Here is a 14,199-nt window from a genome sequence, read left to right on the forward strand (position 1 = left end):
CCAGGTATCTATTTATTATTCGTTACTTTTTGGTAGCCTGCCGAATGGCGGCCGTTTCGGCCGGGTCGTAGGGGGTACCGTCCTGCTTGTATACTTCGTGGAACCACACGGATGGCTCGCGACCGTTTACGTACGGTTTCTGCCAGCTGTCCCAGGGCAAAAAGGTCTGGGTTTTACCCGCTACGAAGCCCCAGTTGATCATACCAACTTTGGCCTGTTTGGCAATGGGCAGATGGGTCTGAAACTTACTATCGACACCCCGCGCCATATACTCGGTACAAATCACGGGACGACCCATTTTCTGCAGAACCGGGAGTAGTTTCGTCAGGGCATCGGCCGTCGAGTACTGGTGAAAGGTGATGATGTCCGAGTTCTCGAACTGTACCTTTTCCATGGGTGTCCATTTCGCCGGGTTGCTCCAGTCGTGTCCATCCCACAAAATCCAGGGGCCCGATGTCAGCGGCTGCGTAGCCCCGGCCGCCCGGCACCACTGGAACACCTGCGGTAGCAGCCGGGTAATGATCCCGATTTTGCGGCTGTTCTCCAGTTCGATCTTCTTCTCGTTGCGGCCGTAGTTATTGTCGTTGGCGTTGTCGGGCTCGTTCCAGGTATCCCAGGCCAGAATCCGTTTATCATTTTTGAACGCGCCTACTATGCCTTTCACGTAGGCTTCGAGCCGCGGATGCTGCGACACATCGGTCAGCGCATCGGCACCGGGGCTTTGCACCCAGCCCGAGTTGTGAATACCCGGCACCGGGTCGCGCTGTTTGCCGAGCTTCGGATACGGGTCCCAGCACGAATCGAACAGCACCAGCATGGGTCGGATCCTGTGTTTGGCGCAGATACCCAGAAACTGATCAAGCCGTTTTTTGAAGCCTTCGGCATCCTGCTGCCAGAGCAGATCATGCAGAAAGACCCGCATGGTGTTCATGCCGACTCCTTCGGCCATAGCCAGCTCTTTGTCGATGGTGGCCGGGTCGAAGGTTTCGGCCTGGAACATCTCCAGTTCGTTGATCGCATTGGCAGGCACGTAGTTGGCACCCACCAGAAACGGTTCCTTGGCGTACCAGGCATTGGCTTTGGCCGCCGACCACCGACCGGGCGCGCTCGTTTCCTGTCCGTAGGTCAGAACCGATATGAATAGTAATAAGAGGACTGATAACTGTCGCATGAATTAGTTTACCGGGTTAAAAGATCACATCATCCGTAAAAGACAGACGACGCTGCAATTGGGCCTTTGCTATCGGATAAATTTTACCGTCGCCACCTGATCGTAGCGACGGTACTTTTAGTTCGCCACCGAAAAGCGGTATTCGGTCGTTTGTTTGTATGTCTGGCCGGGACGCAGAATGGTATTCGGATACGTCGGGTGGTTGGGCGAGTCGGGGTAGTGCTGGGCTTCAAGGGCAAAGGCATCGCGGTAGTTGATGGGCTTACCGTATTTACCGATATCGCTTCCTTTGAAGAAGTTACCGCCGTAGAACTGAACGGCCGGCTCGGTAGTCAGCACTTCCATTTTGATGCCCGACTTATCGCCGGTGATCTCCACTCCTTTTGTGAGGCCGGTGCTTCCTTTTTTGTTCAGCACGAAGTTGTGGTCATAGCCACTGCCGAACGTCAGCTGCTCGTTTTTCTCGTTCACCCGCGCCCCAATGGCCGTTGGCTTCCGGAAATCGAATGGCGTACCCGCCACCGGAGCGGGCTCTCCCTGCGGAATCAGGCCTTTGTCGACCACCGAGTAGCGGTCTGCATCGATCATCAGCACGTGGTTGTTGATGGTGCCGCTACCCTCGCCGTTGAGGTTGAAAAAGCCGTGGCTCGTCGGGTTATAGGGCGTGGCTTTATCGGTCGTTGCGGTATAGTCGATGCGCAGGCCGTTGTCGGTCAGGGTGTAGACAACGTTGGTCGTAACGGTTCCCGGAAAACCGCCTTCCCCATCTTTCGATACGTACGTCAGCTTCAGGCTGGTATCGCCCGACTGGCTGGCCGTCCAGACCTGGTTATGAAAGCCGCTTGGGCCGCCGTGGAGGGTGTTGCCGTTGTTATTCAGCTCCGTCTTGTACGTTTTACCATCGAGGGTAAACGTGCCTTTGCCGATGCGGTTACCAAACCGGCCAACAATGGGGCCGAAAAACGCCCCACCCTCGCTCTGATAGGCCTTTGCCGACGCGAACCCCGGCACTACGTCTACCAGCTTGCCCGCTTTGTCGGGCACCAGCAGCCCAACCAGCCGGGCTCCGTAATTGGTGATGGCCACCTGCATGGTCTTGTTTTTCAGCGTATAAAGCTGAATTGCCTTGCCGTCTTTCTCCCCCGCAAAGGCGTTGGCATCGGGTAGTTTGAAGGCAACAGCCGCCGAAGAAGACGCCGTATCGGCATCGGGCGATCCGGCTGCGGGGGTATTGGCCAGCTCCGTATCGGCTTCCTTGGTTTTTGTCGACGACTGGCAGCTGGCCTGCAGCAGCAGGGCGGCCACCAGCGCCGGAAGAATGAATGTTCGCATAGGTTATAGGCGTAAAATATGGGTAAGATGTGTCAGGGGCGTCATGCACCTGTGGGGTTGAAAGCAGAAGCGGGCCTTATTCTCCCGGAACAGGCATGGGTATCTTAGGCATTGGCTTCCCAAAATTGGGCGAGCCGTCGGCATTCCAGGTAAACGGCTGAATGTGGGGGGCGCGTTTATTACCGCAGCCATCCGTAGCCGACGGGTTGGCATGATAAATCATCCAGTGCTGAACGGGCTCTCCATTACGGCCTGCGGTCTGGAAGAAACCACCGTGTCCTGGTGCCCAGACGCCGTTTTCGGGTGCCTGAACGAACACAGGCTGCGGGCTTTTCTGCCAGCTTTTGGGGTCGAGCAGGTCGCCCTTACCGGTGTAGGTCAGCAGCCCCAGGCAGTAGTCGAGCCAGCAGGCGTTGGCCGAGTAGACCAGAAACAGTTTGCCGTCGTGCTGCAGGAACTCCGGCCCTTCGTTGACGTAGATTTTGGGTACTTCCCCATTTTTCTGCCAGGCCTGCGGCACATCGCCATGGCGCTCCCAGGGCAGTTCGGGCTGCGCAATCCGGACCCGGTCGCCGTCGAGTGTCCAGGGGTTTTTGAGTTTGGCGATGTATATGTCCTGCTGACCGTTGGTAGGCCCCTCCCAACCCGACCAGGCCGCGTATAGCTGGCCGTTGAACTCCATCACCGACATATCGATTTCCCAATGGTCGCCCGGATCGCCGATCTTGCCTTTCATCACCCACTCGCCCGCAAACGGATCCAGGGCTTCATTCTCGATGACCCAGACCCGGTGGCTCAGATTATTGGCCGAGTCGGCCGAGAAATAGACGTACCAGCGCTCCTGCCCCCGGTCATTTTTGAGGGCGTGGATTTCGGGGGCCCAAAGCTCTTTCGAGTACGGCTGACCCGGCGGAGGGGTGTAGATAACCTTTTTTTCGGCCGTTGCCAGATCGGCTATGTTGCGGGTACGCCAGAGGGTCAGGTTTGCGCCGGTGGTGTTCATGTAATAATACCAGCCGTCTTTTTGCAGTACCCACGGATCGGGGCCCGACGGTTTAATCGGATTGGTGAACGTGCGTTGCGCATGAGCGCTATACAGACCGGCCAGCAGCACAGCCGACAGCAGCCACCACTTACGAACGGACGCGGTGATCAGACTAATCATAGGTTATCGGTTCAGGGAGAAAGGAATAGAGTAGGAATACGCTGTACATACATCCCCATTGTACCGCAGCGCCACCTCGATCAGCCGCTTTTTATCAGCCGACAGAAGGAGCTGCGATGAATAGTTGGGGCACGGATTATCATACGCCTTCGGCACGGGAACCGGCGCGGGCGTTTCGGTCCAGGGGCCAGCGCCCGCCGGGTTGCTCACCAGCAGCACCGTTCCGCTGGCGGGGGCTGGCTTATTGGCCGCATCGAGCAGCAACTGGCCTACCACGAGTAAACGCCCGTCGGGCAGGGTGGTAAAAGAGGGAGCATGCGCCAGGTGATGGCCCTCCAGCGATTCGATACGGGTGCCGGGCTGGGCCGGGTTGCCCCAGGTTAGACCGTCGCGCGAGAACCGGATAAACACGTCGCAGCCCATGCCGCAGATTTCGTAAACCATGACGTAGCGGGCGGGCCAGGCATACCCGGCGGCCAGTTTGCGCACAATGGCCATGCCGGGGCGCATCGGTTTGTTGGGCTGATCCGGTATGGCGACGTCGCGGACTTCGGGACCCCAGGTTCGGCCCCCGTCGGTCGAGACTTTATGGGCCAGGAGCTGGTTAAACCCCTCGGCGCGGTGTTCTTCTGTCGAGTAATAAGCTACCAGATTTCCGTTGGCGTCGACGATAAACTCGGGCTCCCACAGGCCGACCTTGCCGGTAGCCAGCGTCGAGTGAAAGCGCCAGGTTTTACCCCCGTCGGTACTGCGGTGAATGTTGATCGATGAGCGGCAGCGCGGGTCGCGGGAGCATCCCATTGACGGCGCCCAGAATAACGTACCGGCGGCTACCGTACCGAGTGGCTGCGGCACCTCCCACAGGCCGCTGCAGCAGTGTTTGGTATCCGTCGTATCGCGGAGGTCGGCCAGGGGTTTCCACGAACGCCCTTCATCGGCACTCGTGTAGAGCATGGCGCCGTTCCCATCGGTATCGAATGAGGCCAGTAGCTGCCCCGGTCGGTTGGGTTTGTGCTGAAGCCGGATCACCCGCGGGTAGTAGGCTCGCCGTTCTGTGACTGGCTTCGGCTCATCGGGGGGCGCGGGCTCTACCAGGCCACCCAATGCCAGCGACACAGCCAGCAGCAGCCAATTGCCACCTCTGAAAACGTTCATGAATCTAGAATAGGGTCTATAGAATAAAGAGCCAACTGGCTTTTTTTAACCCTTTGGCTCATCAATAATCGGCCTGACCAGGCATTAATATGTGCGTAATACCTTCAGCCGGTGGTTGTTATTGATCCGCATCCGGGGAGAACTCAGGCGGTTAAAAATAACCCCCGCCACCGCCATACCCCCCGCAACGGGTAGGACCGACTGGGCCCGAAAGTTATTGTTGACCACACTCGACAGCAGGTAAACACCCCCCGCAATAGGCAGCAGCCGACCAGCCGCTGTAATAAACGGTATGCGCCGGTCAACGTATATTTTCTGCACCTCCCCGAGTCGAAACGCCACCGGTTCGTCGCGGTTCATGACCTCGTTGGCCATCAGCACCACAAACGTACTGTCCGTTACCTCGTAAAGCGTTTCCCTGAATTTCTGACCTCGCGCTTTGAACCGAATCTCGTCGCCCTCAAAGAACCGGTATCGCCGGAAACCGCCCAGCGTCGGGTTCACGTCCAGCGCCAGGTACCGCGACGGTCGAAGCCGGGCCGCAAAGGACCCGCCACGCCGTTCGAGTAGCTGTTCGGTAGTCAGGGTATCGCGGGGTTGAGCAACGGAGTCGGTCAGGGCAACTAAGCCAAAGACCCAAAACATCAGCAATCGAGCAGAGCGCCACGTCATACAGTAAACAGGTTGTCCTGTTTGCAATAACGCGAAAGGGCCAGGCAAAGTCAGCTATTTTTTATTTTTTAAGAAACCCGCTGCGCCATGCTGATGCCGGAACGGGCATAAAAAAACCGGCCAGAGACCGGTTTTACAGGGGCATGGATGCCTTAGTTGTTCTTGTCTTTTACCGAGTCGCGAACGGCTTCCCGGTACTCTTTCCGGGCTGAATCCAGCTCCGTCTGCTCGTCGCGCACTTCGGCGGTGTCGCCTTCCTGCTGTGCTTCGATGACGTCTTCTTTAGCGTCCTGCACCTCTTCGGCTTTGTTTTCTTTTTTCGAATCGCAGCTCATCTGAGTGGTGGCGCAGACAACGGCAAGAGCAAGTGCAGTAGCAAATGATTTGATCTTCATACGTTTTAACTTGAGTTATAATAGACGTTTCATCCGGGCTATCCCGGACTTAATGGGTTAGAACGGGAATCGGTGCCGATTGTTCCGGACACCTACTTAACGGTATGCAGGCTGGTACGCCCGGCCCTTTTGGCTACTTTTGCGCCCATGATTACTGCCAACCAACTTCGTAAGTTCACCGAACAGATATTTATAGCCATCGGCTGCTCAGAGGCCGATGCCCGCCTGGCCACTGACGTGCTCGTCTCGGCTGACCTGCGCGGGGTCGATTCACACGGTGTAGCCCGCCTGCCGGGCTACGTACGGCTTTACGACGTCGGCCGGCTCAATCCACAACCGCACATTCGGGTCGTTCACGAAACACCGTCTACGGCCGTTGTCGACGGCGACCGCGGCCTGGGGCTGGTAGTAGGGCCGTGGGCCATGCAGGTTGCCATCGACAAAGCCCGCACGGCCGGAACGGGCTGGGTAGCGGTTCGCAATTCCAACCATTTCGGCATAGCGGGTTACCATGCCCTGCTGGCGGCCGACCATGACATGATTGGACAGGCTATGACCCACGCGGCTCCGCTCGTAGCGCCCACTTTCGCGCTCGAAAAAATGCTGGGCACTAATCCCATTGCCGTGGCCATACCAGCCGCTACCGAGCCGACCTTTCTGGCCGATTTTGCCAGTACGGCCGTAGCCTACGGGAAGCTTGAAATCCTGCAGCGCAAAGGCCAGGACATTCCGTTGGGCTGGGCGCAGGATGCCAGCGGCCAGCCCACTACCGACGCCAATGCCATTCGGAACGGTGGCGCCCTGCTGCCCCTCGGTACCGACCGCGAACACGGCAGCCACAAAGGGTACGGGCTGGGTGCCGTTGTCGATATTTTTTCGGGTGTGCTGTCAGGCGCCAACTACGGTCCGTGGGTTCCTCCGTTTGCAACGGCGGGGTTCATGCAGGCCAATGAAGGCGTCGGCGAAGGGACGGGCCACTTCTTCGGGGCCATGCGTATCGATGCGTTTCGGCCAGCCAGTGAATTCAAAATCCATATGGACACCTGGATTCAGCGGTTCCGTCAGGCCCAGGCGGTGGAAGGCAAGCGGGTATTGATTCCCGGCGACCCCGAGCGCGAAATGGAAGCCGAGCGGCTCTCGAACGGCATTCCCCTGCTCGACCCGGTCATCCAGAGCCTGACGGAGCTGGGCGACCGGTTTGGTGTATTTTTTTCTCCGGCATAAATGCCGGGGACATTGAAATCAATACATTGGTCCCCCGGCATAAATGCCGGAGCTAGTCATGAACAGAACAGCGACGGACTCCGACCATAACGAACCATCAATAGACCAGGCATTTATGCCGGGGACATTGAATTAATAACCTCCGGCATAAATGCCAGAGCTAGTCATGAACAGAACAGCGACAGATCTGGATCAAAACGAACCATGATTTGCCCCGGCATTTATGCCGGGGAACACTGAAATCAATACATTGGTCCCCCGGCATAAATGCCGGAGCTAGTCATGGACAGAACAGCGACGGGCCCCGACCATAACGAACCATGACTAGCCTCGGCATTCATGCCGGGGAACATTGAAATCAACACATTTGCCCCGGCATTCATGCTGGGGCCATTGAAATCAACACATCAGTTCCCCGGTATTGATGCCGGAGACATTTTAGATTGTATCAACCATCAACTCATTTCCTATGCAGTTCCGAACCCTGGGGAAAACCGGATTTTCTATTTCTGAAATCAGTTTAGGCACCTGGCAGGTCGGTGGCAAATGGGGCGACCCGTTCAGCCACGAGAACGCTGATCACATCCTGAACGCGGCCGCCGATGCCGGTATCAATTTCATCGATACGGCCGATGTATACGGCGATGGGGAAAGCGAAAAAGCCGTTGGTCGACTCGTGCGGTCGCGGTCGGAGCGGATCTACGTGGCGACCAAGTGTGGACGCCGGCTACAACCCCACGTCAACGAAGCGTACCAGCCTGCTGCCCTGCGGAAGTTTGTCGACGATAGCCTGCGTAACATGGGCCTGGAAACCCTCGACCTGATCCAACTCCACTGCCCCCCCACCGAAGCCTATTACCGGCCGGAGTTGTTCGACGTTTTTGATCGACTGAAAGATGAAGGTAAAATTCAGAACCTGGGCGTCAGCGTCGAGAAAGTAGAAGAAGCGCTGAAAGCCATCGAGTACCCCAACGTCACTACCGTCCAAATCATCTTCAACCTGTTCCGGCAACGGCCCGCTGAACTGTTCTTCACCGAAGCCAAACGGCGTAACATAGGCGTTATCGTTCGGGTACCGCTGGCGAGTGGCCTGCTGACGGGCAAGTTTGACCAAAATACCATCTTCTCCCAGGATGACCACCGCACCTTCAACCGGCAGGGCGACGCGTTCGACAAAGGGGAAACCTTCTCGGGGGTAGATTACGAGACTGGCCTGGCCGCGGTCAACGAGCTGAAGACCGTATTCCCGAATGGCCTCGCCGTTGACGCCCTGCGCTGGATTCTCACCTTCGATGCCGTCAGCTGCGTCATTCCCGGCGCGTCGAAGCCGGAGCACCTGATCGCCAATATACAGGCAGCCGATCGGCCGGCCCCCTCGCCCGAGCAGATGGCTGCCGTAAAAAAAATCTACGACGAACGAATCAAAAATCCCGTTCACTACCTCTGGTAGCTCCCCTGAACAACACACCGCGCAGGAGCCCCGGTACAGGTAGTTAGCAGGAGACCTGTACCGGGGCTTAGCGGTTTGTCAGCGCCCCAGAAAAATCCGGAAGCCCACATTGAGTCCGATCGTGCCCGGTTCCCGATAACCGGTCGAGACCAGGCTGGTATTGACTACGTTGTTTTTGCGGTAGCCAAGCGATGCGTCGAGGCTGACGGTATTGTTGATAAAATAGGCCGCGCCTATCGATCCGCCATAAGCAAACGAACCCTGTTTGTACAGGTTTTCACTAACTCCGTTGAGATTGCGGGCCCGGTACCATTGCTGTGTATAGCCAACCGTAGCATCGATAAACGGACGAAGTCTGGCCGAGCCAACGTAGTAGCGTACAAAAGGAGCCAGACCCAGCTGCGTATTTGTTATACTATACTGAGTGTTACCGACTGTCGCAAACCGCGTCTGGTAATGCTGGTAGTTAACTGGTACAGAGAGACCTACAACCAGATTGTCAGCTACGAAGTACCCGGCCGATGGCAACACCGATACCGAAAAATTAGTTATCCGGTACGGTTTCTCGCCGGGCGAATAGGAGATGTTCCCGACCTGAGCGCCGACCGTCCAGCGCCCTTTTTCCGTTTGGGCCGTAGCCGATGATATACCCAGTACCAGCAGCGTTAATGAACAGACTACGTTTTTCATACACTAGAGGTTGATTGATGATCGGCACAAGAATACAGGCAAAATTTACTTAATCTATCACATTAACATTATTTAATAGATTCAGGCAGGCTGTACTATGGGCAGTAAAAATTTGCACAAAACCAGCACGACTTAGGGTTCGTTTGGCGATGCGAACGGTTTGCCATATATTGTTGCTTTACTAATCAAAAACCCGCCATGCAGGAACAATCGCAGACGCTCAATGGCATGACCCAATCGCAGGGGCAGACATCAGCCAACTTCTCGTTTTCAGATTACCAGACCGAGAATTTCTTTGACGAAATGTTTGAACGCGACGAGCTGGTGCGGGCTGGTTACCTACCGTTTCAACAACGCGTTGAACAACTATCGCGCGAAGACATCATTGGTCGTCAGCATGCCGCCGAACGGGCGCTGATGAGCATGGGCATTACCTTCAACGTCTATTCAGAAGGCGAAGGCACCGAACGGATCATGCCCATCGACATTATTCCGCGCGTGATCGAATCGGCCGAGTGGGACCGGCTCGAAGCAGGGCTCATCCAGCGGATTAAAGCCCTCAACCTGTTCCTCGATGATGTATATAACGAACAGCGCATCCTGAACGACGGGGTTGTACCGCGCGATCTGATCGAATCGAGCAAGTCGTTTTTGCCGACCTGCCTGGGCGTAAAGCCGCCCAAAGGTATCTGGTGCCACATTACCGGCACCGACCTGATCCGGGGTGAAGACGGGCAGATGATGGTGCTGGAAGACAACCTCCGCTGCCCGTCGGGGGTGTCATACATGCTCGAAAACCGCGAACTGACCAAGCAGACCTTCCCCGAAGTACTGGCCCAGACGGGTGTTCGGCCCGTATCCGATTACCCGATGCGGCTGCTCCAGATGCTGCAGTACATTGCCGACCGGCCCAATCCGACGGTGGTTGTACTAACACCGGGCATTTACAACTCGGCCTATTTCGAGCACTCGTACCTGGCTCAGCAGATGGGCGTTGAACTGGTCGAAGCGCGCGATCTGGTCGTATCGGGCGGGTACGTGAAAATGCGGACCACCAAAGGATTCCAGATCGTTGACGTCATCTACCGCCGGATCGACGATACGTTCCTCGACCCCAAAGCGTTCAATCCCGACTCGATGATTGGCATACCGGGTATTTTCGAGGTGTACAAGAAAGGCCGCATTGCGCTGGCCAACGCGCCCGGTACCGGCGTGGCCGACGACAAGGTGATCTACGCCTACGTGCCCCGCATCATTCAGTACTACCTCGGCGAGGAACCCATCATCCCCAACGTACGGACCTACATCTGCCGCGAAGAAGAAGACTGCCAGTATGTGCTGGACAATATCGAACAGCTCGTTGTCAAAGAAGCAAACGAAGCGGGTGGCTACGGTATGCTGATCGGCCCCAAGGCCACCAAAGAAGACCATGAGCTGTTTCGCCAGAAGATCAGGGAAAACCCGCGTAACTACATTGCCCAGCCAACCATATCCCTGTCCCGGGTTCCCTGTCTGGTAGGCGATCATGCCGAAGGCCGTCATGTCGACCTGCGCCCGTATATTCTCTACGGCGACGGCGTCAACGTGATTCCGGGTGGGCTTACCCGCGTGGCACTTCGGAAGGGTTCGCTCGTGGTCAACTCCTCGCAGGGCGGGGGCGGCAAAGATACCTGGGTACTTTATTAGGTCACACGTTATGAGTAAGCAGCGATGAGTGAGTACCGAATGATCGTACTTTTGCCCCCGCGATCCCGTTCGTTCGTTAATACCGGTATCGCTCGTCACTCATAACGTCTCTCGTTTTGCCCGATTTATCGATCATCATTGTCAATTATAAAACTCCCCGGCTCATTATAGATTGTTTGCAGTCGGTGTATCAGCATACCAATGGCATTACATTCGAGGTCATTGTGGTCGATAACCAGTCGGGCGATGACAGTCAGGCGCAGGTCCAGGCCGTTTTTCCGCAGGTACGCTGGTATGACATGGGCTACAACGCCGGCTTTGCCCGGGCCAATAATCTTGGTATTCGCCAGGCCACGGGCCGTACCGTGCTGCTCCTGAACTCTGACACCCTGCTGATCGACAACCTGCTGGAACGCTGCGTCCGGGTGCTCGACCAACAACCCGATGTAGCGGCTGTTGGCGCTCACCAGCTCGGCCGCGACCGGCAGCTGCGCCCCAACCTGTACACCACCTTCGGGCAGATGCGCCGGGCTTTCTACATTATCCCCCCGACTCAGGCGGCCGAAAACTGGCTGAAACGACGACTGCCCGACCCCTCGTTCCCTGACCCGGCTCAGGTAGAATGGATTTCGGGGGCTTTTCTGATGACGCGGCCCGACACGATTGCCCGCGCGGGCGGGCTCGACGAGTCCTTTTTCATGTACGGTGAAGATGTGGAGTGGGGCTACCGGCTGGGCAAACAGGGCCGCCTGCTGCTGTTACCGGACTCAGCGTTCATTCATCTGGAGTACGGCAGCAGTACCGATCACCAGCAGCACGTGGTCACTCATATCAACCGGTTCAAACCGCAGGTGCAGGTATCGCAGCTCCTGTGGGTCCGGAAACAGTACGGCCCGGGGGCGTACCTCGTGCTGATTCTGCACTATATAACCCTGATTCCCATTATTTTTTTGGGCAAAATGGCGATCAACCTGCGCCAGCGCCAACCCCTGCTCGCCGACCTCGACAATCAGCGGGCGTTTGCGCAGCAGGTCGGTATCTTTTTGCAGTTCTTTTGGCCAACCCTGCTCAACAAGCCGGGGTTTTACAAAGTTTAACGGACGGAGCCGAAAACGGATACATACCTGCGCGTATACCGTCTCCGCACAGCCTCAATTTTTTACCAGCAGAAAAGCAGTAATTTCAGCCGAATATTTACACTTTCGGCAACTGAATTCGTTGTAAGTGAAATGGAATAACTCTATGCGCTTCTTATACTCGATCGGGCTGTTTGCCCTTTTTTTGGGCGCGGTCCTCTGGCCCACCGTTAGCCAGGCTACGCACGTGCGGGCTGGGGAAATCACTACCCGACGGATTTCGCAGACCACACTCACCTACGAAATTACCTTTACGGCCTACTACGACGAAACACCAGCCGGAGCCGGGGCCGCTGCCCAGGGAGAACGGTATACCATCTGCTTCGGCGATGGCACCTTTCAGGAAGTTCAACGCCTGCCCCGCGTCTTTATCAATAACCGAACCTCATCGATCAACACCTATCGGGTTGTTCATACCTACCCGGCGGCTAACCCCTACACCATCTCCGTAACGGTACCCAACCGGAACCGGGATACCAAAAACCTGCCCCCCGCCAGCCAGTCGGACCAGATTCGCTTTTTTGTGTCGAGCACCATTCTGATTACCCCCAACCTGGGTCTCAACTCGACGCCGATCATGCTCAATCCGCCCCTCGATTCGGCCCGGGTGGGGCAGCGCTTCTGCCACAACCCGGCCGCCTTCGATGCCGACGGCGACAGCCTGGCCTATCGGCTGAGCGTACCGCAGGAAGGGCTGCAGGATGCCGGTTGCCGCGGTCGGTTCATTCCGGCCTACCAGGACCCGACCCGCTTCAGCCGCACCTCCGAGACGGGTGGCACCCCCACCTTCCAGATCGACTCCCGCACGGGCGAGCTCTGCTGGGATGCCCCCGGCGAAGAAGGCCAGTTCAACTTCGCCTTCATCGTCGAAGAGTGGCGCAACGGCGTGCTCATCGGCGAGACCACCCGCGACATGCAGATCATCGTGGTCGACAACCCCAACCGCCGACCCCGCATCAACCCCCTGCCCGACCTCTGCGTGGAGGCTGGTACGCTGATCAACCAGCCCGTAACGGCTACCGATCCCGATGGACAGCGGGTCATCATCACCGCCTTTGGGGGTGTCTTCAACGTGGGCCAGGACGGTCGTCCGCTGGCTCCCGGCGAACTCATCGCTCCGCAGTATGCCCAGCTTATTCCGGCCAACACGGCCCTGGCACAACCCGCCACGGTCAACTTCCGCTGGCAAACTAACTGCAACCAGATTCGGGAAGCCCCCTACGACGTCACCTTCAAGGTCAACGACGTGCCGCCCCGGGGCACCAACTCGCTGGTGTCGTTCCAGACCCTGCGCATCCAGGTCGTAGGCCCATCGGTCAAGAACCTCACCGCCCGACCTACCGCCACCGCTACCGGACGAGCCATCCAGCTCAGCTGGGATCCGTATACCTGTGGCCCTCCGGGTACACAGCTGATCATATACCGCAAAGAAGGTTGCGAAAACATTCAGATTCCGCCCTGTAGCACCGGGTTGGCAGCCAGCACCGGCTATCGGGAGATTATTCGGGTACCCATCACAGCTACGTCATACGTCGATACCAGCGCCCTGCGCCGGGGCGTCAGCTATTCGTACCGGCTGGTGGCCGAGTATCCCGACCGCAATGGTGAGTTCATCAATGGGGGTCAGAGCATAGCCTCCAACCAGGCCTGCCTCGAACTCCCCCTGCTGGCCCCCGTCATGACCCAGGTCACCGTCGACTCCACCCGCGACACCAACGGACAGATCACCGTCCGGTGGAGCCGACCCATCGGACTCAACCCCGGCGACCTACCAGGACCCTACCAGTACCGGCTCCAGCGGGCCACCGGACTCGACGCCCAGGACTTCGCCACCATCGCCACCATCAATACCAGCCTGCTGCCAAACCCCGACACCGTCTTCGTCGACCGCGGTACCCCCAGCGCCCCCCTCAACACCCAGGCCAACCCCTACCGCTACCGCGTCGAGTTCTTCTACACCAGCACCACCGGACAGCTCACCCGACTCGACGTCACCGAAGCGGCCTCCAGCGTGCGGCTCACCACCCGACCCGCCAACCGGCAGGTCAGCCTCAGCTGGCAGGCCAACACCCCCTGGGCCAACACCAACCAGACCCACCTGATCTTCCGCAGCCGATCCGGAC

12 protein-coding genes are annotated in these 14,199 nt (G+C 57.5%); 5 read left to right on the forward strand and 7 right to left on the reverse strand.

The features are described from left to right. Window positions 1–22: 22 nt before the first annotated feature. From EQG79_RS27785 to EQG79_RS27810, 6 genes are all read right to left on the reverse strand, one after another. The gene (locus EQG79_RS27785) at window positions 23–1,171 is read right to left on the reverse strand and encodes a cellulase family glycosylhydrolase (protein ID WP_129606025.1); all 1,149 of its coding nucleotides are present in this window, start codon (window positions 1,169–1,171) and stop codon (window positions 23–25) included. Between the two features lie 117 nt (window positions 1,172–1,288). Beyond that, window positions 1,289–2,503: an aldose epimerase family protein gene (locus EQG79_RS27790; protein ID WP_129606026.1), complete on the reverse strand. Its 1,215-nt coding sequence runs from the start codon at window positions 2,501–2,503 to the stop codon at window positions 1,289–1,291. A gap of 76 nt (window positions 2,504–2,579) precedes the next feature. Continuing rightward, complete coding sequence (locus EQG79_RS27795) at window positions 2,580–3,668, reverse strand: glycoside hydrolase family 43 protein (protein WP_129606027.1); 1,089 nt, start codon at window positions 3,666–3,668, stop codon at window positions 2,580–2,582. 3 nt (window positions 3,669–3,671) lie between these two features. Beyond that, entirely contained in the window at window positions 3,672–4,823 is a 1,152-nt protein-coding gene (locus EQG79_RS27800; protein ID WP_129606028.1) for a sialidase family protein, read from the reverse strand. 84 nt (window positions 4,824–4,907) lie between these two features. After that, window positions 4,908–5,495, reverse strand: coding sequence for a hypothetical protein (locus EQG79_RS27805; RefSeq protein WP_240699474.1), 588 nt, complete (start codon window positions 5,493–5,495; stop codon window positions 4,908–4,910). A gap of 152 nt (window positions 5,496–5,647) precedes the next feature. Continuing rightward, entirely contained in the window at window positions 5,648–5,890 is a 243-nt protein-coding gene (locus tag EQG79_RS27810; protein ID WP_077922049.1) for a hypothetical protein, read from the reverse strand. Window positions 5,891–6,037: 147 nt separating this feature from the next. Between EQG79_RS27810 and EQG79_RS27815 the strand changes: the two genes are divergently transcribed. Further along, complete coding sequence (locus tag EQG79_RS27815) at window positions 6,038–7,114, forward strand: Ldh family oxidoreductase (RefSeq protein WP_129606029.1); 1,077 nt, start codon at window positions 6,038–6,040, stop codon at window positions 7,112–7,114. 469 nt (window positions 7,115–7,583) lie between these two features. After that, on the forward strand, window positions 7,584–8,564 hold the full coding sequence (locus tag EQG79_RS27820; protein ID WP_129606030.1) for an aldo/keto reductase: 981 nt from the start codon (window positions 7,584–7,586) through the stop codon (window positions 8,562–8,564). 78 nt (window positions 8,565–8,642) lie between these two features. Here the strand turns inward: EQG79_RS27820 and EQG79_RS27825 are convergent, their stop codons facing one another. After that, on the reverse strand, window positions 8,643–9,254 hold the full coding sequence (locus EQG79_RS27825) for an outer membrane beta-barrel protein (protein ID WP_129606031.1): 612 nt from the start codon (window positions 9,252–9,254) through the stop codon (window positions 8,643–8,645). 198 nt (window positions 9,255–9,452) lie between these two features. On the opposite strand from EQG79_RS27825, the gene EQG79_RS27830 reads away from it, so the two are divergent. The 3 genes from EQG79_RS27830 to EQG79_RS27840 form a co-directional block, all read left to right on the forward strand. Continuing rightward, window positions 9,453–10,940: a circularly permuted type 2 ATP-grasp protein gene (locus EQG79_RS27830; RefSeq protein WP_129606032.1), complete on the forward strand. Its 1,488-nt coding sequence runs from the start codon at window positions 9,453–9,455 to the stop codon at window positions 10,938–10,940. A 116-nt stretch (window positions 10,941–11,056) separates the two neighbouring features. Then, window positions 11,057–12,037 (forward strand): glycosyltransferase family 2 protein, encoded by a 981-nt coding sequence (locus tag EQG79_RS27835; RefSeq protein WP_077924511.1) that lies wholly within the window; start codon window positions 11,057–11,059, stop codon window positions 12,035–12,037. 145 nt (window positions 12,038–12,182) lie between these two features. Next, on the forward strand, window positions 12,183–14,199 hold a 2,017-nt coding region (locus EQG79_RS27840), incomplete at its 3' end, for a fibronectin type III domain-containing protein (protein ID WP_129606033.1).

It is taken from the genome of Spirosoma sordidisoli (genome assembly GCF_004138325.1).
Taxonomy (GTDB): domain Bacteria; phylum Bacteroidota; class Bacteroidia; order Cytophagales; family Spirosomataceae; genus Spirosoma; species Spirosoma sordidisoli.

What these genes read in the sequence shown, in the direction of transcription:
- EQG79_RS27785 (WP_129606025.1), bottom strand. Translation starts at nt 1,171, where the DNA reads ATGCGACAGTTATCAGTCCTCTTATTACTATTCATATCGGTTCTGACC.
- EQG79_RS27790 (WP_129606026.1), bottom strand. Translation starts at nt 2,503, where the DNA reads ATGCGAACATTCATTCTTCCGGCGCTGGTGGCCGCCCTGCTGCTGCAG.
- EQG79_RS27795 (WP_129606027.1), bottom strand. Translation starts at nt 3,668, where the DNA reads ATGATTAGTCTGATCACCGCGTCCGTTCGTAAGTGGTGGCTGCTGTCG.
- EQG79_RS27800 (WP_129606028.1), bottom strand. Translation starts at nt 4,823, where the DNA reads ATGAACGTTTTCAGAGGTGGCAATTGGCTGCTGCTGGCTGTGTCGCTG.
- EQG79_RS27805 (WP_240699474.1), bottom strand. Translation starts at nt 5,495, where the DNA reads ATGACGTGGCGCTCTGCTCGATTGCTGATGTTTTGGGTCTTTGGCTTA.
- EQG79_RS27810 (WP_077922049.1), bottom strand. Translation starts at nt 5,890, where the DNA reads ATGAAGATCAAATCATTTGCTACTGCACTTGCTCTTGCCGTTGTCTGC.
- EQG79_RS27815 (WP_129606029.1), top strand. Translation starts at nt 6,038, where the DNA reads ATGATTACTGCCAACCAACTTCGTAAGTTCACCGAACAGATATTTATA.
- EQG79_RS27820 (WP_129606030.1), top strand. Translation starts at nt 7,584, where the DNA reads ATGCAGTTCCGAACCCTGGGGAAAACCGGATTTTCTATTTCTGAAATC.
- EQG79_RS27825 (WP_129606031.1), bottom strand. Translation starts at nt 9,254, where the DNA reads ATGAAAAACGTAGTCTGTTCATTAACGCTGCTGGTACTGGGTATATCA.
- EQG79_RS27830 (WP_129606032.1), top strand. Translation starts at nt 9,453, where the DNA reads ATGCAGGAACAATCGCAGACGCTCAATGGCATGACCCAATCGCAGGGG.